The sequence below is a fragment of the Bradyrhizobium sp. USDA 10063 genome (assembly GCF_054063735.1).
In genome coordinates this window covers 4553476-4573365 of the sequence record NZ_JBSSGP010000002.1, presented here as the reverse complement: position 1 = coordinate 4573365, position 19890 = coordinate 4553476, and the positions used below count along the sequence as shown (strand labels likewise).

At 61.0% G+C, this 19890-nt stretch carries 21 protein-coding genes; 18 read left to right on the top strand and 3 right to left on the bottom strand.

The genetic code is table 11. The annotated features are described in order from the left end of the window. The first annotated feature begins 1 nt into the window (after nt 1). Both ACVJGD_RS23675 and ACVJGD_RS23670 read left to right on the top strand, forming a co-directional pair. Nucleotides 2-403, top strand: coding sequence for a cytochrome C oxidase subunit IV family protein (locus ACVJGD_RS23675; RefSeq protein WP_456636575.1), 402 nt, complete (start codon nt 2-4; stop codon nt 401-403). A gap of 77 nt (nt 404-480) precedes the next feature. Then, nucleotides 481-675 (top strand): hypothetical protein, encoded by a 195-nt coding sequence (locus ACVJGD_RS23670; protein WP_456636574.1) that lies wholly within the window; start codon nt 481-483, stop codon nt 673-675. A gap of 20 nt (nt 676-695) precedes the next feature. On the opposite strand, the gene ACVJGD_RS23665 is transcribed toward ACVJGD_RS23670, so the two are convergent. Further along, nucleotides 696-1805, bottom strand: coding sequence for an HD-GYP domain-containing protein (locus ACVJGD_RS23665; protein ID WP_456636573.1), 1110 nt, complete (start codon nt 1803-1805; stop codon nt 696-698). An 874-nt stretch (nt 1806-2679) separates the two neighbouring features. Here ACVJGD_RS23665 and ACVJGD_RS23660 point away from each other — a divergent pair. Beyond that, nucleotides 2680-3261 (top strand): helix-turn-helix transcriptional regulator, encoded by a 582-nt coding sequence (locus tag ACVJGD_RS23660; protein ID WP_456636572.1) that lies wholly within the window; start codon nt 2680-2682, stop codon nt 3259-3261. A gap of 57 nt (nt 3262-3318) precedes the next feature. On the opposite strand, the gene ACVJGD_RS23655 is transcribed toward ACVJGD_RS23660, so the two are convergent. Further along, the gene (locus ACVJGD_RS23655; RefSeq protein WP_456636571.1) at nt 3319-4788 is read right to left on the bottom strand and encodes a diguanylate cyclase domain-containing protein; all 1470 of its coding nucleotides are present in this window, start codon (nt 4786-4788) and stop codon (nt 3319-3321) included. 287 nt (nt 4789-5075) lie between these two features. Between ACVJGD_RS23655 and ACVJGD_RS23650 the strand changes: the two genes are divergently transcribed. The 5 genes from ACVJGD_RS23650 (at nt 5076) to ACVJGD_RS23630 (ending at nt 8590) form a co-directional block, all read left to right on the top strand. Beyond that, nucleotides 5076-5525, top strand: coding sequence for an ester cyclase (locus ACVJGD_RS23650; RefSeq protein ID WP_456636570.1), 450 nt, complete (start codon nt 5076-5078; stop codon nt 5523-5525). A 227-nt stretch (nt 5526-5752) separates the two neighbouring features. Next, nucleotides 5753-6844 (top strand): bifunctional DNA-binding transcriptional regulator/O6-methylguanine-DNA methyltransferase Ada, encoded by a 1092-nt coding sequence (ada, locus tag ACVJGD_RS23645; RefSeq protein WP_456636569.1) that lies wholly within the window; start codon nt 5753-5755, stop codon nt 6842-6844. Then, nucleotides 6841-7038, top strand: a complete 198-nt coding sequence (locus ACVJGD_RS23640) for a hypothetical protein (protein WP_456636568.1) — start codon at nt 6841-6843, stop codon at nt 7036-7038. The genes ada and ACVJGD_RS23640 overlap by 4 nt, the downstream gene beginning before the upstream one ends. 112 nt (nt 7039-7150) lie before the next feature. Further along, complete coding sequence (locus tag ACVJGD_RS23635; protein WP_456636567.1) at nt 7151-7900, top strand: 2OG-Fe(II) oxygenase; 750 nt, start codon at nt 7151-7153, stop codon at nt 7898-7900. Nucleotides 7901-8059: 159 nt separating this feature from the next. Next, a complete protein-coding gene (locus ACVJGD_RS23630) occupies nt 8060-8590 on the top strand; it encodes a methylated-DNA--[protein]-cysteine S-methyltransferase (protein ID WP_456636566.1) in 531 nt (176 codons plus the stop codon). Between the two features lie 12 nt (nt 8591-8602). Here ACVJGD_RS23630 and zigA read toward each other — a convergent pair whose 3' ends face one another. Next, complete coding sequence (gene zigA / locus ACVJGD_RS23625) at nt 8603-9808, bottom strand: zinc metallochaperone GTPase ZigA (protein WP_456636565.1); 1206 nt, start codon at nt 9806-9808, stop codon at nt 8603-8605. A gap of 491 nt (nt 9809-10299) precedes the next feature. Between zigA and ACVJGD_RS23620 the strand changes: the two genes are divergently transcribed. The 10 genes from ACVJGD_RS23620 to ACVJGD_RS23575 all read left to right on the top strand — a co-directional run bounded on the left by ACVJGD_RS23620 (nt 10300) and on the right by ACVJGD_RS23575 (nt 19790). Further along, a complete protein-coding gene (locus ACVJGD_RS23620) occupies nt 10300-10815 on the top strand; it encodes an RNA polymerase sigma factor (protein ID WP_456636564.1) in 516 nt (171 codons plus the stop codon). Nucleotides 10816-10999: 184 nt separating this feature from the next. Then, nucleotides 11000-12007: a FecR family protein gene (locus ACVJGD_RS23615; protein ID WP_456636563.1), complete on the top strand. Its 1008-nt coding sequence runs from the start codon at nt 11000-11002 to the stop codon at nt 12005-12007. 107 nt (nt 12008-12114) lie between these two features. Beyond that, nucleotides 12115-14826 (top strand): TonB-dependent hemoglobin/transferrin/lactoferrin family receptor, encoded by a 2712-nt coding sequence (locus ACVJGD_RS23610; RefSeq protein WP_456636562.1) that lies wholly within the window; start codon nt 12115-12117, stop codon nt 14824-14826. Next, nucleotides 14813-15790: a tonB-system energizer ExbB gene (gene exbB / locus ACVJGD_RS23605; protein WP_456636561.1), complete on the top strand. Its 978-nt coding sequence runs from the start codon at nt 14813-14815 to the stop codon at nt 15788-15790. The genes ACVJGD_RS23610 and exbB overlap by 14 nt, the downstream gene beginning before the upstream one ends. A gap of 6 nt (nt 15791-15796) precedes the next feature. Beyond that, entirely contained in the window at nt 15797-16270 is a 474-nt protein-coding gene (gene exbD / locus ACVJGD_RS23600) for a TonB system transport protein ExbD (RefSeq protein ID WP_456636560.1), read from the top strand. 161 nt (nt 16271-16431) lie between these two features. Continuing rightward, on the top strand, nt 16432-17085 hold the full coding sequence (locus ACVJGD_RS23595) for a TonB family protein (protein ID WP_456636559.1): 654 nt from the start codon (nt 16432-16434) through the stop codon (nt 17083-17085). 329 nt (nt 17086-17414) lie between these two features. Beyond that, complete coding sequence (gene rnk, locus ACVJGD_RS23590; RefSeq protein ID WP_456636558.1) at nt 17415-17813, top strand: nucleoside diphosphate kinase regulator; 399 nt, start codon at nt 17415-17417, stop codon at nt 17811-17813. A gap of 229 nt (nt 17814-18042) precedes the next feature. Further along, entirely contained in the window at nt 18043-18231 is a 189-nt protein-coding gene (locus ACVJGD_RS23585) for a hypothetical protein (RefSeq protein WP_456636557.1), read from the top strand. Between the two features lie 284 nt (nt 18232-18515). Further along, nucleotides 18516-18806: a hypothetical protein gene (locus ACVJGD_RS23580; protein WP_454616755.1), complete on the top strand. Its 291-nt coding sequence runs from the start codon at nt 18516-18518 to the stop codon at nt 18804-18806. Between the two features lie 177 nt (nt 18807-18983). Next, the gene (locus tag ACVJGD_RS23575) at nt 18984-19790 is read left to right on the top strand and encodes an MBL fold metallo-hydrolase (protein WP_456636556.1); all 807 of its coding nucleotides are present in this window, start codon (nt 18984-18986) and stop codon (nt 19788-19790) included. Nucleotides 19791-19890: the final 100 nt, after the last annotated feature.

Below are 19890 nucleotides of genomic sequence, written 5' to 3'. Positions count from 1 at the left end.
CATGACAGAAGCCGCGATACAGGTGGAAGGCCAACAACCTTCGCTGCACATTCACGCCCATGAGGCCCATGCGCCAGGAGCCACGCACGTAAAGGGCCAGCAGCACCCGATCAGGATCTATCTCGTGGTCTGGGGATGGCTGTTCGTCCTCAGCACCTGCTCCTATCTCGTCGACTATTTTGGCATCCATGGCCATCTCAGATGGTCGTTGATTCTGCTGTTCATGATCTTGAAGGCCGGTCTGATCGTCGCCGTCTTCATGCACATGGCCTGGGAGCGGTTGGCCCTGGCCTATGCCATCCTGCTTCCGCCGGTGCTGGTGTTGGTATTCGTGGGGATCATGGTGTTCGAATCCGACTACACGCATCTGCTCCGGGTCGTATTTTTCGCTCCAACGGTGTAGGCGACGATCGCCTCGCACCGAAGGTGGGCGGCTACGACCAGGGACGCCGTAGCGGCGCAAGGATGGAGATTTGTGAAATGCAATTTACCGTTGGGTTCAAGCTAAAAGGAAAAACAGACCATGTCGTCTTGGACGAACAAGACGCGCTCGTCGCCGCGCTGAGGGTGAAGACTGAGCTTCCGGAAGCAGTCATCATGTACGTGCGTCCACAAAACCGGCGTGGCGACACACGGCATCCGTCACATGCGCTCGCCGAAGACGTTCATCGATGAGAGACCGGCGGATTCGCATGTCACGCCGCATCCTCGACGACGGAGCGGAACGCGTTGAGTAGATCACCGTCGAGTTTGTTTCCCATGTCCTGCATGATGGCGAAGGCGTTCATCGGCGGCAGCGACTGGCGGTAGGGTCGATCTTCCACCAGTGCAGAAAAAATATCGGCAATTGTGACGACGCGCACGAGATCTGCAATCTGCCCGGCGCGAAGCCGATCCGGATAGCCCGACCCGTCGAGCAGTTCATGGTGATGAAGCACGCAATCAAGGATCTCGACCGGAAAGCCGCCTTGTTGTGTGAGCAGGTCATATCCGTATCGGGGGTGCTGCCTTATCTGCTCCATCTCATGGTCAGTCAGTTTTCCCGGCTTGTCGAGAATATCAATTGGAATGAACGATTTTCCAACATCGTGCAGCAGCGCAGCGTGCGCGATACGTTGTTGGTCCTTTGGGCGCATCTTAAGCTTCTGCGCGAACGCAACCGCGAAGCCGGTCACGAGCAGGCTGTGCCTGTAGGTGCCGCCGTGATGCCTCCTCACAGTTTCCATCCATGGACCAATTCCCCAGACATCGAGCGCCTCCAGGATAAGCGGAGTGTTGGCTTCGAGAGTTTCGAATGGAAGTGAGCTCTCGTTGTGCGGCGCGTCGATTATCTGCGCCAGCGCGCGACGAGCAGCAGAAACGCCTCGTAACACGATCCTGTTGTGCAATGGCGCCTCCGACTTGGCGCGCGCATCATGCATTGGAGAAAATATCCGCAGAACTTCATCTGTATCGAACGGATGGTAGATGTAGTTGCGTACGCCGAACGTCTTTGCGCGATGTATCTTTTCGGCAAGCGCGCGTTCTCCGATGTTCTTGTCGATAACAAGGAGGCTGGGCAGCGAACGTGCAAGAATTGCCTGGCGAGTGGGTTGAAGCGCTCGGATCACCTGCGTTGACGAAAGATCAACGTCAAGCACGACGCAAGAAGCGAAATTGTCGATGACAAGAGGGTCGATCGCTGGCGGCAGCAAATGGACGTCGCAGGTTTCACTGAGTATGGATGCCAGCGGTCTCGTTCGTTCCGGCGTCTCGGTTATGAGGGCGATATGAAGTTGTCGGTCCGTTGTGGCTGCCTCGATCATGCGATTCACTTTCCTGGCGGTCTCGCCTGTCCGTAAACTATCCCGGCTGCCTTTTGGTACGCCGTTACCTGCGCGAGCGACAGGGGGCAACCGCTTTCACAATGTGGCGAACATCCACCTCATTTCTCCCGCTGCCGCCATCATTCGTTTGATGGCCCGTCGACTCGAGATGAACAGAGAGAGTCGCGTTCCTGTCCAAGCTGCATCCGCTCGCGTGTAATCGTGAAGATGCCAACATTTCCCGGGTTGTCGGCGGACGTAAGCAGGAGCCGCTATTCACAGCGGCCGCCGCGTACTTCAGAGCATGCGTATGCAGCGTTACTGAATGCGACGTTACTGACGCGCGGGCGATTCGCCTTTTGGCCAGATCTCGCGCTAATTGGATAGCCACTGTTAAAATTGACGCGTCGTGGCACCGCGTTGCTTAACCGGAGAATTTCAATTAATCGCGAAACAATTACGGTGTGGCCTGCTTGGAATTATGAGTTCGTTTTCGCGTGTTGCTTCCCAGGACAAGCGTGGGATTGGCTTCGATACTTATCTAGATTGTCTCTCGATATTCTTGCCGGACATTTCGGCGGAGCCGGAGCAGGCCGGGCGGCAATTCTCGTGGCGAGCCAGCTTCGCTGCAGTCAACGGCCTGACCTGCTGGCGAGTGCAGGGTAGCCATGGCTACTCAATAACACTCAATTACTCCGCAGAGACCTTGCACGTCTCGCAGCCTGTCATTGGCGCTGTTGCCGTAGTCGGCAGGTATGGTGCCTGCCGCGCGTTTCCGGGATCTCTATTTACACATCTGACGGACGCTCCAAGCCGAATCTCCACCAAGGGGACTCATGCAATGAGAGCGCTACGATTCGAACGGGCGGAGTTGATGCAGGCCCTTTCCACATTCGATGAAAAGCTCTCCATTCAGGACCTCACTCCCCTGATGCTCCATCATCTGACGGAGACCACAACGCAATCACTTTATTACGTCGCGCAGGCTGTCGTGTCCGCCGTTCTTGATGAAGATCTTCAGGGGCGTTCCCCCATCGCAATGGCACTGCTGAGCGAATCCCTGCTCTTGCTGGTGCTCGGGAGACTGACATCCGGCAAATTGCGGGAGCCATCTGAACCAACCATGCGCCACCTTGGGCGGGCGGTCGATTATATGCATTCCAACATTCATCGGCCCTTTACCATGAGCGATGCCGCGGCCGCAGCCGGTATCAGCGTGCGGACGTTGCAGTCCGCCTTCCAGGCGCACTACGGTGCAACACCGCTTGCCTACTTGCGACGTATCAGGCTGGAGGCTGCACATCTGGAGCTCACATCTCCGGATAACATCCTGCCCGTCCATGAAGTCGCGCTGAAATGGGGCTTCACGCATATGGGACGCTTTGCGGAGACATATCGCAAGACCTACGGTCTCCTTCCGTCTCAGCTTGCCGGACTGCGAAAGCGTAATGGTTGATCCGTGCCGGACTGAAGGCGGCCGATCCGTCTGAGCGTGCAGCCGGCGTTCTGATGTTCACGCCGTATACGCGCCGCGCCGGTCCCGATTCGCCTGCGTGTAATATAGCCGCTTAGCGTACAGCATCTTCATGTCGGCGCGTTTGACCACCTGCTCCAGCCTGTCGCCGGGCCGGCTGGTCGCCATCCCGGTCGAGATGCTCAGCTCGAAGTCGGGATAATACTGGTTGTTGAGCTCGATGAGTTCCGCGAGCGAACCGAGAACGGCTTCTCCGCCGGCGGCGTTGGTGCCGGGCAACAGAATCGCGAACTCGTCGCCGCCGATACGCGAGACTGACGCCGGCTTCTGGACCAGCGAGCCGAACACCTCGCCGGCCCGTCGCAACAGCGCGTCACCGACGCCATGGCCGAGTTCGTCGTTTGCGGTCTTCAACCCGTTGAGGTCTGCGATGATGATCGTGACCGGGTGCGGTCCCTTGCGTTCAAGTCGGTTGAGCTCGTCGACATAGAACGAGCGATTCAAGGTGCGCGTCAGCACGTCATGAGTGCCGAGATATTCGAGATAGGCTTCCGCTTTCTTGCGTGCGGTGATGTCGGTCAGCGCGACCTGCACTAGCGACCAGTCCCGTTCGTGGCCGGGCAAGACCGAGAACTGCAGCAGCAGATGGAGCTTGGTGCCGTCGAGCGCGTAGTTCACCACCTCGCGCTGCTGGAACAGCTTGCCGTCCCAGAGATCGATGAGCTGCTCGCGGAAATGCGGCTCCATCTCGTCGCGAAACGCGGCGCCGAGATTGCTCAGCAACGTCTCCTTGTCGGGCGCGGCGAACAGCTCGAGCGTCCGGCTGTTGACGTCGAGCACGCGGATTTCGCTCATGCAGCGCGGGACGAACTCCTCGTGCACGTCGGTGAAGACGCGAAAATCTTCGACGCCCCGGGCGCGCACGTCGTCGATCAGACGTTTCACCCCGCTGAAATCCTCCACCCACAGCGAGACCGGCGAATGGGCGAACAGGCCGAATGCGTAGTTCTCGCTTTCCACGAGGCGGCGCCGGGCGCTCTCCCGCTCGGTCACATCCTCGATCGAGATCATGATGCGGTCCCAGCTTTGTTCGTGGCCGGGAAGGATGGTGCCGTGGAGCTGGACATCGAGGCGTTCGCCGGCCAGCGTGTAGTTGACCGTATGGCTGGAGAAGCTGGTCTGCCCATTCCAGAGTTGGGCAAGTTCCTCGACATGGCTTTTGAAGGTGTCGTCGCGCAGGACCCGGTCGAGATTGGCCGTCAGATGGGCAAGATCTCGGGCGCCGAACAACGACAGGGTCTTGCGGTTGACCTTGAGGATGCGGATGCGCTGCGAGCACTGCCGCACGCGGTCGGGATCAGCGGCAAAAGTTGCCTTGATATCGCTGACGCCGTCCGCTCGCCACTGTTCGAACAGCGCCTTGACCGCGCTGAAATCCTCTATCCAGAGCGAGACCGGCGCGAGGTCAAACATTGTGGCGTCGTCTGGATCGATAGACAAAGCGGACATGAAAGCCTTGGCGGAATGGCCGTATCGGATGCTCCTCGACTGCTTTAGCGATAGCTCGTTAAGATTCCGTCATTCATGCTGCGACGACGCGCCGTGTAGCGAGCAAGCAGCTCTCGCATGCGAAACGTCATTGCGCAAACTGTATGCACGCCGGCGCCGGTCGCGTCGCCTCCGCTTTCGATTTCAAGGCAAGAACCGGAGTTTGGCTTCCCTCGGTCAAGCGTAGCTCTTCGTTGAGATCACCGGTCGATGTCGGTGATCGTCACGAGACACAAGGAGTCATTCCAATGAGCAAGGAAGAGGATAACAAGGCCGTTGTCGGTCGCTGGTTCACGGAGTTCTGGGGCAATGACGTCAATCTTGCGGTCGTCGACGAGATCGCCGCGCCGGACATGCTGCTCAGATATTCGCTGCATGAGCCCCGCCGCGGCCGCGCCGACATCAAGGCGTTCATGACGGATTTCCGTGCTGCGTTCCCCGATCTCAATTTCTGGGGCGCTGCGGATCTGATAGCGGAGGGCGATTACGTCGTCGGCCAATGGGAAGGGGGTGGCACCCACACGGGTCCCGCCTTCAACGACTTCCTGATCGGCGGTCTGCCGGCTGCAACTGGCCGCAAGATGCACTTCACCGGCACCACGGTGCTGAAGGTGATCGACGGCAAGATCGTCGAGGAGATCGGTCTCGACGACGGCGTGACCGCGCTGACCCAGCTTGGGCTGCTCAGGGCCGCCTAGGCAGCTAACGCCTGCCATCGGATAAGGTCCGCACGCCTGTGTGGGCCTTATTTGCTTTAAGCGATCCAAGCTTCAATTCAGCATTCGTACACGCCCCTGGAACTCGTGAAGCCGGTGTTCCCGGTGATCCGGCTGGTGGCATACGCAATCGAATTCGAAAGCAAGGATCGGAGTGAATCCGACGGGAATTGGCGGCACGATCGATTCGGCACCATATGGGAAAGAAGATGACTGCGACGCCCGCCAGGAACCTGAAGTCGACGCCCCCGTCAGTGGCGGATGATCCTCGATGGGCACGCATTGTCGCGCGTGACAAGACGGCCGACGGCCGTCTCTGGTACTCGGTTGCAACGACAGGCGTCTATTGCCGGCCGTCCTGCCCCTCGCGCATCCCCAACCCCAGGAACGTGCAGATTCACGACAGCCTGGAGAGCGCCAGGGCGACAGGCTTTCGGCCCTGCAGGCGTTGCAATCCGGACGGCCTTTCGACCGAAGCCGAGAACGGGGCCCTGGTAGCGAAGGTGTGCCGGATCATCGAGGAGAGCGAAGAAGAGCCTTCATTGGAAGAATTGGCAGCCGCGATCGGCCGCAGCCCGAGCTATTTCCATCGCGTGTTCAAGGCCACGACCGGGCTGACACCGAAGGAATACGCCGCCGCGCACCGTGCCAGGAAGGTTCGTCAGGGGCTGGCCTCCGGCAACTCCGTCACCGAGGCGATCTACGACGCCGGTTTCAATTCCAGCGGACGTTTCTATGAGAAGTCGACGGACATGCTCGGCATGACTCCGTCGCAATACCGCGCCGGAGGTGCGAACGAGGAGATCAAATTCGCTGTCGGGCAGACCTCTCTCGGCGCCATTCTCGTCGCCTCGAGCACGAAGGGCGTGGCCGCGATCCTGCTGGGCGACGATCCGGACGAACTTGTCCGCAATCTCCAGGATCGCTTCCCGAAAGCGCATCTCATTGGCGCCGACCGCGACTATGAGGCACTGGTTGCCCGGGTCGTCGGCTTTGTCGAAGCGCCGGGCATCGGCCTGGACCTTCCTCTCGACGTCCGCGGCACCGCGTTCCAGCAGCGCGTGTGGCAGGCTCTGCAGGAGATTCCTGTCGGCGAAGCCGTTTCGTATGCCGAAATCGCAGAGCGTATCGGATCCCCGAAGGCCGTTCGCGCGGTGGCCGGAGCGTGCGCGGCGAACAAGATTGCCGTCGCCATTCCCTGCCATCGCGTCGTTCGCAAAGATGGCTCGCTCTCCGGCTATGCCTGGGGCGTCGAACGCAAGCGGGCTCTGCTCGATCGGGAATGCTCGCAGGACACATGAACATCGCGGATGCCAAACACGCAGGCCGCGTGCACGCCGACCCGGCGAAGGCTCGCGTGATGGCCTGCTTCCGCCGACTGGTCGCCGACGGCTATGCTGAATGGCAGATGCTCGAGAACGGAGATATTCAGCTCCGCTTTCGCACTGGCGAGACCTATCTTCTCGCGAAGACGACGATCATCCGCATCGCGTGAGCCGGCTGAAGTTCTGATGAAAGCTTTCTCGATTTGAGAGCAAGCATCGGAGTTCCGGCGAGCGCGTCGCAGATTACTTTTCGATCGAATTGATCAGAAAGGAGGCCATGGCATGACAGCCCGTTCGTCCACCATCTCCCGCCCCTCTGCGGTTAGGTCCGCAGAGTCACGGGTTGCCGCTTACGACTGGCAGGTGCTCGCCGGCGAGCTCGACGATTATGGCTGCGCCGTTCTGCCGAAGCTGCTTTCGCCTGAGGAGTGCCGCGCCATCGCAGGCCTTTATCCCGACGAGAGCCACTTCCGAAGCCACGTCCACATGGCGCGGCACGGCTTCGGTAAGGGCGAGTATCGCTACTTCAAATATCCGCTGCCCGACCTCATCGGCGGCTTGCGAACGGCGCTCTACCCGCGCCTTGCAGGCGTTGCCGACGCGTGGAACGCGCGGATGGGAATCGACCAGCGCTATCCAGGCGACCACGCGTCGTTCCTCAAGCAATGCCACGACGCCGGCCAGGCGCGCCCGACGCCGCTTCTGCTGCAATACGTGCCGGGTGACTTCAACTGCCTCCACCAGGATCTCTATGGCGATCTCGCATTCCCGATCCAGGTCGCGATTCTGCTCTCACAGCCGGGCGTGGATTTCACAGGTGGCGAATTCGTTCTGACCGAGCAGCGTCCGCGCATGCAGAGCCGCGCCGAGGTCGTGCCGCTCCGGCAGGGCGACGCCGTGGCCTTCGCGGTCCATAACCGGCCAGTGCAGGGATCGAAGGGCAATTACCGCGTGAACCTTCGCCACGGTGTGAGCCGCGTGCGTTCCGGCATGCGGCACACCGTCGGGATTATTTTTCACGACGCGACCTAGCGGCGCGGCAGACACGACATAGGCTCGGAAGAGCGCTGCCTGATCGAGTCATCAGGCGAATGTCGCTGCCGTTTTTCGATTTGAAAGCAAGGACCGGATCGGCTGCGCCATCGCCGGCTCCTATCTTCTCGCCACCAACAAATTCAAAGGAGCGCAAGGATGCGCGAAATCATCCGTCTTGCATGGGGGAGCAGTTCCCTCGGCGATTTCATGGCGGCCATGTCCGGCAAGGGCCTCGTAGCTCTCGAATTCAGTTCGAACCGTTCCGCGACGGAGGACGCATTGCGCGTCCGCTTTCCGGAGGCCGACATCATCGACGGCGAGCAGGAATTGACCGATGTCCTCGAAAAGGCGCATCGCGCGATCGAAGCGCCAAATGAAGCGCCAGGTTTCGATCCCGCCATTCCACTCGACTTGCGCGGGAGGCCGTATGAAATCGAAGTCTGGTCGATGCTGGGTGCAATACCCGTCGGCGAAACGACGAACTACGGCGCCCTGGCGGCTAAACTCGGTACCCGCGATGCACGCGAGGTGACCGAGGCGATCGCCCGCAATCCAATCGCGGTCCTCGTGCCGTGCCACCGCGTCGTCAAGAAGGACGGCTCGATCTCCGGCTACCGCTGGGGCGTCAAGCGCAAGCGCGAGCTATTGGCACGCGAACGACGGTTCGGCGCCGCTCGATCTGTCTGACCGCGCGACGCCTCAGGCTGCTTCGTTGGCGCGCTTCCACACCGGAAACGGATCGGGCAGGCTGGCCCAGGCCTGCGTGTTCATGCCAGGCTTTCCTTTGACGAGGCAGGCATCGAGGCGCGCACGGATGGCGGCTTCATCCATGTCCGTGCCGATGAAGACCAGTTCTTGCCGGCGGTCGCCATAGAGATCGTTCCAACTCTTCTTCAGGATCCGCTGCCACTCGGGGTCCTGTGGCCATCGTGCGCGCGGTATAGCCGCCCACCAGAATCCCATGGCCTCGGTCTTGGTGATGGCGCCGGCCTGGCTCATTTCGCCAACCCACTGCGGACGGGTGGCAATCCAGAAATGCCCCTTGGCGCGAATGACCCCCGGCCAGGCGTCATGAAGGAAGTGATGAAATTTCGTGGGCTCGAACGGGCGCCGCGCACGATAGACGAAGCTCTTGATGCCGTATTCCTCGCTCTCGGGCACGTGGTCGGCAAAGCCGTACAATTCCTTGAACCACAGCGGATGCTGTTGTGCCTTCTGAAAATCGAAGCGTCCGGTATCGAGGACGCGATCGAACGGCACCTTGCTGTGATTGGCTTCCAGAATCTCGGCTTCGGGATTGAGCGCACGGATGATCTTGCGGGCGGCGTCACGCTGCGCGGGCGTTGCGTCATCCACCTTGTTCAGCACGACGACATCGGCAAATTCGATCTGCTCGACAAGCAGATCGACCAGCGTGCGCCGGTCGTTGTCGAGGGCTTCGCCGCGATCGCTAAGGAAATCGGTGGAGGAATAATCCTTCAACAGGTTCACTGCATCGACGACCGTGACCATCGTGTCGAGCCGCGCAACATCGGACAGGCTCTCGCCCTGCTCGGTCCGGAAATCAAATGTGGCCGCAATCGGCAGCGGCTCGGAGATGCCGGTCGATTCGATCAGCAGGTAATCGAACCTTCCGCCTTCAGCCAGCGCTCGCACTTCTCTCAGCAGGTCGTCGCGCAGGGTGCAGCAGATGCACCCGTTGGTCATTTCAACCAGCTTCTCGTTCGTACGGGAAAGATTCGCACCGCCATCGCGAACGAGGTCCGCATCGATGTTCACCTCGCTCATGTCGTTCACAATCACGGCCACCTTCAGGCCGTGGCGGTTGTTGAGCACGTGGTTCAGCAAAGTGGTCTTTCCAGCCCCGAGGAAGCCGGACAAGACGGTGACGGGCAGTTTTTGCATGGAGGTCGAACAGCCTTTTCAGCTTGAGGAATTTCCGCCCGGCAGAGGGCATTGGGGCTTCCTTATGTAATGTTATAACATTACATAAGCGGAGCCGTTTTCGATTGTCAAGCTGCACGGCTTTGCGCTCATCAATGTCGACGATATCCGCGGCGCCTTCGACGGGCGCGGTCGCGAAACAGCGGGCTACTCATCTGGCGGTGATGTCCCGAAATGGCGATGCACGACTGCAGTCCCTGGGCCAGGTGCTTGCAAATAAGTCGCAGGCGACGCGAGGCCGCTCCAGGTATTGCATCGCCTCGTCGTTCAAAGCTGGCACATGCGCCGCTCAGACGATTCTGGAGCGTCTCTAAATCATTGATGTTGCCGGTGTTTCTCTCCTCTCCTAACAGTGGGAAGAGTGCCGCGGCTTGCGCGCGGAGATCATGCTCCAACAAGAGTAGAGCGGGATGGCGGCTCGAAGAAAAGTCATCACGCGCTAATGCCGTACGATGTCCGCATTGTTGAATAGCGTTTTTCTACTGCACCGGCGGTCTCTCATGGGCGCCGCGCTCCGGATCGTGCGTGATCGGCAGACGGCGGAAGATCTGGCGCAGGAGGCCTATCTTCGTGCGCGCAGGGCCATCGAGGCCGGGCCGATTGAACATATCGAGGCTTTCCTGCATCAGACGGCGCGCAATCTCGCACTCGATCACGAACGGCGGCGCAAAACCCGTGCCCGATATGAGGACACTCAGGCAAGCGAGCAACTTGTCGAGAATGTCCCCGCCGACTTTCCGAGCGTCGAGGCGTCGCTGATCGAACGTGAGCGAATGGCCCGCTTCGAACAGGCGCTGCAGAAGCTTCCCGAAAGGCAGCGCCGCGCCTGGGTGCTGTCGCAGCTTGAGGGCTGGTCCTACGCACGGATCGCGGAGCATCTCGGTGTTTCCCGGAACACGGTCTACAATGATGTGAAAGCCGTCATGGGCCATTGCCATGACGCACTTGCCCGCCTGGAGCGCGGATAAGCTCCCACTTCACGTTGCGACGCAGGGGCGCCTGTGTCATCTCCGAAAATCATTCCAATGTGCGGCTCGCCGGCATAAGCATGGTCCGGGTGCAAGCTTTTTTGTGAAGGTCAGACCGGTGAAACGTCTCCTCTGTGAGGGGGCACGGAATCTGCAGGCCCGGATGGCGTGAGTGGGACAGAGAATGCGCGACGGTCCAAAGCCGGACGAACGGTACAGCCATCCGGACATCGTGACGGACGAGGCGCTGGACTGGTTTCTGCGCCTGCAGGACGAACGCGACGATCCCGCAGTGAGCGCCGAGTTCGACCGCTGGCTCGCCAGTGACCCGCGCCATCGGGAAGCGTTTGCCAGGTTGCAGCGGATGCGGTCGATGCCGTCGTTGCGCCGGGCAACTGAGCGGGACGCCGCGCGTCTCGGCATGACTACACGCAATCGGGCAGGGCAGATCATCCCGATCCGGGCTCGATCCCGCGCCTGGTCTGTCCGCATCGCGGCAATCGCCGCGGCCGCTGTGTTGCTGATCGGCGTTCAGCAATATCCGGCGCTGATGCTGCGCTGGCAGGCTGACTTTCTCACCGCGGCCGGCGAATTGCGGCGTGTGCGGTTGCCCGACGGATCGGACATGATCCTGAACACGGCCTCCGCCGTCGCGCTGGATTTCGAGCAGGGGCATCGTCGCGTCAGATTGCTGGCCGGCGAAGCGTTCTTCGATGTCAGGGCGGATGCCGCCAAACCCTTTACCGTCGTGGGTTCGTTCAGCGAGGTCGAGGTCAAGGGGACCGCGTTTGCGGTACGTGAGGACAGCGACCGTGACGTCGTGGTTCTCGAACGCGGTCTCGTCGACGTACGGCGCCTTTCGGCTCCTGCCGATCATGTCGGGCTCAAGCCCAACGAAATGGTTACCGCAAGCGCGACAGCGATTTCTACGGTGACATCAGTCGATCCGAACAACTCGCTTGCCTGGCGGGACGGGCGTATCGTGATTTCCGATCAGCCGTTCAACAAGGCGCTTGGCGAGCTGCGTCGTTACTACAGCGGTTCTGTCATTGTCGCGACCAGTCGTTTCTCCGAAACCAGCGTCAGCGGCAACTATCGCACCGGCGATCCGCAGGCCGCGATCCGCACGCTTGCAGAATCGGCAGGAGCAAGCGTGACGCGTCTTCCTGGAGGCATTCTAATCCTTCGCTGACTCTCTTTTTTTGTGACGGCGCCGTTCGCTCCACGTCAAGCCAGTGAGGGACGGTCTTCTGCATGGTGCAAGACGCCTCCCTCCGAGATCGGGGACGGGGCGGGTGGATGGAGAGAAAGAAGGAAACGGCAGGCCGCGACAGCTTGCGTGTCGACAGGCTGATGCCGGGCTGGCGGCTTTATTCCTGGCTTCTGGGTTCAACGATTCTAGGCTGCGGTATCGTTGTCGCGCCTCCCGCTGCGGTCGCGCAGGACGTGTCGCGTTCCGTCGCCGCTCAAGACGTTCGCTTCTCCATTCCCGCGCAGAATCTGTCGTCGGCAATCGACGCCTTCAGCCGGGCGACGGGTTGGCAGGTCGGCTATTCGTCGCAGCTTGCGCGATCCACCACGACGCGCGCGGTTGCCGGCGTCATGTCGCCGGGGCAGGCGTTGCAGACCATGCTGGCGGGCACCGGCGTCAGCATCCGCATGACGGGGCCGGCGAGTGCTGCACTGATTGATCCTGCTGCGGCGAGTGCCGATCAGCCTCCCGTGAACGACGGCTCGCTCGTTCTCGACACGATTGAGGTGAGCGGCAAGGGCGATCGCAGCGCGGCTTCCGGGTCCGGTTATCAGGGCACGCCCGATTGGGTCTACGAGACGCCCGCCGCGGTCAGCGTGATCTCGCGCGAGGCGATCGAGGGCAATCCAAGCCGCAATGCGCGCGACCTGCTCGACAACGTGGCGGGTGTCTATGCCAATCGCTCGGAGGCGCAGAACCCCGGCATTGCCGTCAACATTCGCGGTCTTCAGGACCAGGATCGCATCGGCATGATGATCGACGGCGCCCGGCAGAATTTTCAGCGCAATGGTCATGGCACGACACAGCGCACCTATGTCGATACGGCTTTCGTGCGAGCGGTCGAGGTCGAGAAGAGCAGCACGTCCGGCGTCGGCAGTCTCGGCACGCTGGGCGGCTTCGTCAATTTCCGCACCATCGTTGCCGATGACCTGATCAAGCCGGGTCAGAAATGGGGCGGCGAGATCAATGCTGCAACGGGAACGAATGGCTTCAGGTTCGACGGCTCTGCATCGGCGGCCGCACGGATCTCCGACAACTTCTCCATTCTCGCCGGCATCAGCCACAAGGACATCGGTCCCTACCAGGTCGGAAAGAACGGCACCATCGATCTCGGCACCACCTACACCGGAAATACGATGCTGTTTTCCGGACAGGAGGTTCTTTCCACGATCCTGAAGGCGGAGGCCAACGTCACCGATGACGCGAAGCTCACGCTCGGCTGGGTGCGCAACAATTCCGATTTCAGCACTGGAAACTACGACAACCTGGTCTTGAAGGGCGGACTGAGCGAAACGCAACAATCGGTCGTGAACAACACCGTGACGGCTTCCTTCGACTGGAAGCCCGATGGTGAACTGATCGATATGAAGTCGCGCTTCTACTACAACCATACCAAGAATACGGCGCTCGACGTCCTTCACGACGTGCCCGATAACGTCATCATCGGCAGCGGCTTCGGAACTCCGCAAAATTTCAAGCTGGCCACTATTGGCGGAAGCCTCGAAAATACCAGCCGCTTCGACACATCGCTTGGCCTGGTATCCGTGAACTATGGCGCCGAGGCGTTCCGTGACGACGGAAAGACGATTGTGCCGTCCCAGGTCGTTGATGGACAGGAATTCACCAACGCGTTTTCAGGCGGCAATCCGAGCGGCAAGCGCGATGTCGCAGGCGGCTTCCTCAATGGAAAGCTGGAGCATGATAACTGGCTGACGGTCGCCGGTGGGATGAGATACGACTGGTACAGGATCTCGGGAAGCACCTCGATCTATGGCAACAGGACGAGGGACATCGTTGATGTCATCAACCATCCCGGGACCCCTCCTCGGTGCTTGCCGCCGCCGTTTCCTCCCACCTTTTGCGTCCCTGGAACACCGGGCTGGACGGAAACTATCTACGGCCCATGGTACTACCAGCGCTACGATGTCGACGTGAACCGGTCGGAGGGGGCTTTCCTGCCGACCTTCACGGTCGCTGTGAAGCCTGTGGAGTGGCTTCAGCCCTTCGTCAAATACTCGAAGAGCTTCCGGCCCCCGACGATCATGGAATCCTTCCTCAACAGCGGTCACTCCGGCATCATCAACGGCTATGCGCCGAACCCGAACCTGATGCCCGAGCGCGGCGACACTTACGAACTTGGCGCGAACATATCCGCCGACCACATTTTCTCGGAAAGAGACAGCATCCGCTTCAAGGTTGTCGGATTCTATCGTGAGATCGAAGACTACATCGCCATTGGGCGAACGCAGAACGAGGAGGCAAACAGGGTCTATACATCCTTCGTGAATCTGAACGGCACGACGCGCATGCGGGGCGTCGAAGTCGAGGCCAATTACGACGCACGGTCCTGGTATATCGGCGGTACCTTCACCTACAATCATGCCGATTGGGCCAAGACTTACATCTTCAATGGCGCGAATGCATCCCTTGGTCCTGAGACAACTGTCCTGTTCGTGCAGCCCGAGATCCGGGTGGCGGTCGACGGCGGCGTGCGCCTGTTCGACGAGAAGCTGACCATCGGCGGTCGCATGACGCATGTCGGGGACACCGCTCCGACCGTCGGTACGCTGCAGAACAATTACAAGCTGGCCGCCTATACGCTTTATGATCTTTACGGGTCATTTGCCGTCAACGATACAACCAAGCTGCGCTTCAACATCACCAACCTGACTGATGTCGCCTACATCTCGGCGCTCGGTGCCGACTATTACGCAATGCCGGGCCGGACCGCGACGGTTTCGTTCAATGTCAAGTTCTAGAGGACGGAAAATGATGCGGTCCTCGAGACAGTTCTGGATGATTGTCGCGCTTCTGCTTGCGGTTGTATTGTTCGTCGGAACGTTGCCCGGTCTCGCTCAAGAGCCTGCGCCTGGCTCGAGCGTCGATGTTGTTGCTCCGGCGGGCGATTCCGCCGACGGTGCTAGACCATCCACTCCTGAGATGACATCCGCCGGTGATGCCGCTGCAACGTCGCCGCGATCCGACGGCCAACGACGCGTGGACCTGCCGTATAACCTGTCTCCCTGGGGCATGTTCACGGCGGCCGACTGGGTGGTCAAGGCGGTGATGATCGGCCTTGCCCTTGCGTCGCTGGTGACGTGGACGGTATGGCTCGGCAAGACCGTGGAGATCGCCTGCGCGCGGGCCAGGGCCAAGCAGGCGCTTGATGCCATCGTGTCGGCTCCAACCCTGGATCAGGCGGACCGGGTCCTTGCCAATCGCGGTGGGCCTGCCGCCTTCATGGTGCGATCCGCCGGCGAGGAATTGCATCAATCGGCTGCGGCACTCGCTTTTGCCGGGGATGGCGGCGTCAAGGAGCGTGTCGTGTCCCGTCTGACCCGCATCGAGGCGCAGGCCGGGCGGCGCTTGACGAGGGGCACGGGACTGCTCGCGACCATCGGCGCGACGGCGCCGTTTGTCGGTCTGTTCGGGACGGTGTGGGGAATCATGAATGCCTTCATCGGCATCTCGCAGTCGCAGACCACCAATCTTGCCGTGGTCGCCCCCGGCATTGCCGAGGCCCTGCTGGCAACCGCAATCGGGCTGGTCGCGGCCATCCCGGCCGTCATCATCTACAACGTGTTTGCCCGCGCGATCACCGGCTATCGGCAACTGCTCGCCGATGCGGCGGCGGGCGTCGAACGCCTCGTCAGCCGCGATCTCGACTTCCGCAAGGTGCCCGCGAACGTCAAGGCTGCGACGCGCGCGGTTGCGGCGGAGTGATGCGCCATGGCCGGCGGCATCCGCGAGCGCTTCGGTGACGATCTCGAGGACAACCACGAGATCAACGTCACGCCCTTCATCGACGTCATGCTGGTGCTGCTCATCATCTTCATGGTCGCGGCACCGCTGGCGACAGTGGACATCAATGTCGACCTGCCGGCGTCGACGGCGCAACCGGCGCCGCGTCCCGACAAGCCGATCTTTCTGACGCTGAAGGACGATCTCACCCTCAGCCTCGGCAACGATCCGGTGACGCGGGACGGGCTGAACGCGGCGCTCGATGCCTTCGCGAAAGGCGACAAGGAGACGCGGATATTTCTGCGCGCCGACAAGACGGTCGACTACCAGCATCTCATGGAACTGATGAATCTCCTGCGCACGGCCGGCTATCTCAAGATCGCACTGGTGGGGCTTGAGACGATGCCCCCCGGTGATGCCCGCATGGGTGAGAGGCCGTCACCTGCGCCGGAGGCGCGGTGATCGACATGAACAGCTTTGTCACCCGCCGGACGAAGATCGCCGAGACCGCTCTTTGGATCATCGCGGCCCTGGTCACAATCGGAATTCATGTCGGCGCGGCTGCCTGGATCCTTCGTTCCGAGCCAGTCATTGCCGCCGACAACGCGCCTCCAGCCGCCATCATGATCGAGATCGCCGATGCGCCGGAAGCGGTCATGACGGAAATGAGCGAGATTGCACCAGATCAATTCTCGGTCGAACAATCGGTCGCCCAACTGGAACAGAAAGCAGACGATAAAGTACCCGAACAGGTCGCCGAACCGGACGTGACCAAGCCGATCGAGGAGAAGGTGATCGAGGAGAAGATCGCGCCGCTGGAAAAGGTCGAAGTGCAGCTTCCGGCTGTTCAACCCGAGAAGCAAAAACCGAAAGAGAAGCCCAGGCCGCGTAAGCAGCAGGCTTCCGCCGAAGCCAAGGCCGCACTCCAGGCGCAGGCACAGGTTCGCCAATCGGAGCGTACGGCCGCCGCGCAGACCGCATCCGGCGTGTCTTCCTTGTCGCCGGCGAATTGGCAGTCGCGCCTCATGGCGCATCTGGAACGAAACAAGCGCTATCCCTCCGGCGCGCGCTCGCGCGGGGAGCGCGGCACCGTTTATGTACGGTTCGCCATCGACGATGCCGGCAATGTGCAATCGGCAAGCCTCGCACGCTCATCCGGCTTTTCTGAGCTCGACCAGGAAGTGCTTTCGCTCGTGCGCCGTGCATCACCCGTTCCGGCCCCGCCCCCCGGCGCGCAGCGGACCATCACGGCGCCGGTGCGCTTCAGCACCAACTAGCGATCCAGTTTTCGCTCGCGACAAACCCGAAGCGTTTGCGCCGGGATCGTTGTTCCAGTGCGCGCTTTCGCCGCAATGGCGGCGGCGTCATGCGGGGCTATTCTGAGTCATTATGACTTATGCCTTCGACATCGATCCACGCATTGCGCGGTTCTGTCTGCACGCTGGCCGCCTGCACGCAGGCACTTAGCCGGCCGGCCATCGAGCCGTCCGGAGTCTGTTCTCATCTACAATCTGAATTTACGGCTTCCGCGCAGGAGCCTGATTTGCGTTGAACAGAAGCAGCGTGCCGCTGGTTCGACCGCGGCCTGAACCCCAAGGTGACAGCAATGAGCGAGAAGACCGAATCCGATCTGCCGCCGATCCTGGTGACGACGGAGGAGAAGCGTCGGTTGAGCGGACTTGCGAACTCCAGCATGGAGCGTTTTCCGCGCGTGGCACACTTCCTTGCGCGCGAGATGGAGCGTGCGAGCATCGCTCCTGACGACGCCGATTTGAAAGACGTGGTCCGGATGGGCTCAGAGGTCGGCTATCGTGACGATAGCACCGGCGAGGCGAGGGAGGTGGTGCTGGTCTATCCGCACGAAGCTGACATCTCACGCAAGCGCATTTCGGTGCTGACTCCGGTCGGTGCCGCGCTGATCGGCCTGTCAGTCGGCCAGACCATCGAATTCCAAACGCCGGATAGCCGAACGCGAGCGCTGACCGTGTTGCGGGTTTCGCATTGAGCAGGAGCTTTGCGACCATGCGCGACCGTGTGTTTGAGCAGGCCGGACTGATCGTGATCTGCATCACCATTGGGCTGATCGGGCTCGTCGGCGGTCTGGCTTACCTCGCGCGGCTGCTCATGTGAGGCGGACCACGCCACAATCCGGTAGCCGCCCCGATCAAGCGCTGGGTTCGATCCTGCAACGGAACGCGCTATAATTGCGCATCGCTTCAGGCGAGACGCTTGTCATGCCGCAGCAGTGGTACTTCGTCTGGATCGAAGGTCCGCGCGGACCCGTGCCCCAAAAGTGGTCTTCGGAAGGGCTTTGGGGGCAGGTCAGCCGCCAGGACGTAATCGTGCGATTCGCGCTGACGGAACGCGAAGCGGAGCTTCCGCTCGACGAATTGGCAAGGTTGCATCCTGTTCCCGAGGACTGAACCTTAAGGAACTCGCGAATTTAATGTGTGCGAGGGGCTTGAATAGGTGAACTCGGACCCAATGTCCCGCACTTCACGTTCGTTGAAGCGCGGCTCGATCAGGGGCGTCTTTGACGAAGAGCCGGCGACAGGATGGCAATTCTAAGAAAATCATCCAGCGGCGGCACAAGCGAAGCTCCAGCGCGTCGTCGTGTTGGCGGGATCGCTGTCCCGCGAATGCAGGCGGCCGCGTGCGGCTTAGGCCGTTGCGCGGTGCAACCCTCCAATCCAGAGGAGCGAGGAACATGAAACTGAACTCAGCGCAGGTCGAGCGGGCCTTGAGCCAATTCGATGCCCACTGCCTACCCGACGATCATCCGGCGGTCGCCCAATTGAACCGCTTGTTCGGTGATCACACCTACTTCCTCGACACCAACGGGCTCAACGTCCTCGAGCCCAGCGAATCCACGGAGACGGACACACAGATCGGCAAGATCGTGAACCTCGCCCATTGGAGCGACGACACCCTGACGAATTTGATGCCTCACGAGCCCGAGCCGACCGGCGTCATCGTCAGCCTCGGCTCCAAGCACTGACGGTTCTCGATTGATCATCGTGAAAGCCCGCCTCCGGCGGGCTTTTGTTTTGGTGCGCTCTAAGGGTGCTTCAGATCCTGTAGGATGGACGCAGCGGGGAAGTGGATATACGCACGGTCTAGAAACTGGTCGGCTTCCATTGCATGCTGCGTTGCGTCTGCAAATGGAGTAACAACCATGCCCTTCTGGACGTGCGAACAATGCGGTGCGCAGTTTCCCGACAGCGACAGGCCGCCTGCGTCCTGCCCGACCTGCGAGGACGAGCGGCAATTCGTGAACTGGAACGGGCAGGTTTGGCTCAGCCGCGAGGAGCTGGCGAAGCGCCACCGTGTCGTTTGGCGCGACGATCTTGAGCTCACGGGCATCGCGCTCGAGCCCGGCTTTGCGATCGGTCAGCGTGCGCTGCTGGTGCCGGATGGCGACGCGCTTGTGATGTGGGACTGCATCCCGCTCGCGACGCGCGAGGCGATCGATCATGTCAGGTCACGCGGCGGGCTGAAGGCGATTGCAGTGTCGCATCCGCACTATTACGGCGCGCTCGCCGACTGGAGCGAAGCCTTCGGCAATGCGCCGGTCTATCTGCATGAGGACGATGCGCGATGGATCACGCGGCCACATCCGTCGATCGTGCCGTGGCAAGGGGACACGCTTGCGATCTCCGACGACCTCTTGATGATCCGAACCGGCGGACATTTTGCCGGCGCAACGGTGCTGCATTGGCGCGCCGGCTCGGGCGGGCGCGGTGTGCTTCTGACCGGTGATATCGCCACCGTGGCGATGGATCGCCGTCACGTCAGCTTCATGTACTCCTATCCGAACTACACGCCGCTGAACGCAGTAGCGGTGCGCCGGATCGCGGGAGCGATCGCGCCGCTTGCGTTCGACCGCATCTATGGCGCCTGGTGGGGGCGCAACGTCGAGCACGACGCGAAGGCGGCGTTCGATGCGTCCGTCGCGCGCTATCTCGCTGCCATCGCCGGATGACGTGGCTATAAAGCACAAATCTTAATCTTCACCATTCCAGCGCAGAGGTCCCTTGCCGCCCGAAGCGACATTGCTATATCAGGGCTTTCCCACCGTTTCG

What these genes read in the sequence shown, in the direction of transcription:
- ACVJGD_RS23675 (WP_456636575.1), top strand. Translation starts at nt 2, where the DNA reads ATGACAGAAGCCGCGATACAGGTGGAAGGCCAACAACCTTCGCTGCAC.
- ACVJGD_RS23670 (WP_456636574.1), top strand. Translation starts at nt 481, where the DNA reads ATGCAATTTACCGTTGGGTTCAAGCTAAAAGGAAAAACAGACCATGTC.
- ACVJGD_RS23665 (WP_456636573.1), bottom strand. Translation starts at nt 1,805, where the DNA reads ATGATCGAGGCAGCCACAACGGACCGACAACTTCATATCGCCCTCATA.
- ACVJGD_RS23660 (WP_456636572.1), top strand. Translation starts at nt 2,680, where the DNA reads ATGCAGGCCCTTTCCACATTCGATGAAAAGCTCTCCATTCAGGACCTC.
- ACVJGD_RS23655 (WP_456636571.1), bottom strand. Translation starts at nt 4,788, where the DNA reads ATGTCCGCTTTGTCTATCGATCCAGACGACGCCACAATGTTTGACCTC.
- ACVJGD_RS23650 (WP_456636570.1), top strand. Translation starts at nt 5,076, where the DNA reads ATGAGCAAGGAAGAGGATAACAAGGCCGTTGTCGGTCGCTGGTTCACG.
- ada (WP_456636569.1), top strand. Translation starts at nt 5,753, where the DNA reads ATGACTGCGACGCCCGCCAGGAACCTGAAGTCGACGCCCCCGTCAGTG.
- ACVJGD_RS23640 (WP_456636568.1), top strand. Translation starts at nt 6,841, where the DNA reads ATGAACATCGCGGATGCCAAACACGCAGGCCGCGTGCACGCCGACCCG.
- ACVJGD_RS23635 (WP_456636567.1), top strand. Translation starts at nt 7,151, where the DNA reads ATGACAGCCCGTTCGTCCACCATCTCCCGCCCCTCTGCGGTTAGGTCC.
- ACVJGD_RS23630 (WP_456636566.1), top strand. Translation starts at nt 8,060, where the DNA reads ATGCGCGAAATCATCCGTCTTGCATGGGGGAGCAGTTCCCTCGGCGAT.
- zigA (WP_456636565.1), bottom strand. Translation starts at nt 9,808, where the DNA reads ATGCAAAAACTGCCCGTCACCGTCTTGTCCGGCTTCCTCGGGGCTGGA.
- ACVJGD_RS23620 (WP_456636564.1), top strand. Translation starts at nt 10,300, where the DNA reads ATGTCCGCATTGTTGAATAGCGTTTTTCTACTGCACCGGCGGTCTCTC.
- ACVJGD_RS23615 (WP_456636563.1), top strand. Translation starts at nt 11,000, where the DNA reads ATGCGCGACGGTCCAAAGCCGGACGAACGGTACAGCCATCCGGACATC.
- ACVJGD_RS23610 (WP_456636562.1), top strand. Translation starts at nt 12,115, where the DNA reads ATGGAGAGAAAGAAGGAAACGGCAGGCCGCGACAGCTTGCGTGTCGAC.
- exbB (WP_456636561.1), top strand. Translation starts at nt 14,813, where the DNA reads ATGTCAAGTTCTAGAGGACGGAAAATGATGCGGTCCTCGAGACAGTTC.
- exbD (WP_456636560.1), top strand. Translation starts at nt 15,797, where the DNA reads ATGGCCGGCGGCATCCGCGAGCGCTTCGGTGACGATCTCGAGGACAAC.
- ACVJGD_RS23595 (WP_456636559.1), top strand. Translation starts at nt 16,432, where the DNA reads ATGATCGAGATCGCCGATGCGCCGGAAGCGGTCATGACGGAAATGAGC.
- rnk (WP_456636558.1), top strand. Translation starts at nt 17,415, where the DNA reads ATGAGCGAGAAGACCGAATCCGATCTGCCGCCGATCCTGGTGACGACG.
- ACVJGD_RS23585 (WP_456636557.1), top strand. Translation starts at nt 18,043, where the DNA reads ATGCCGCAGCAGTGGTACTTCGTCTGGATCGAAGGTCCGCGCGGACCC.
- ACVJGD_RS23580 (WP_454616755.1), top strand. Translation starts at nt 18,516, where the DNA reads ATGAAACTGAACTCAGCGCAGGTCGAGCGGGCCTTGAGCCAATTCGAT.
- ACVJGD_RS23575 (WP_456636556.1), top strand. Translation starts at nt 18,984, where the DNA reads ATGCCCTTCTGGACGTGCGAACAATGCGGTGCGCAGTTTCCCGACAGC.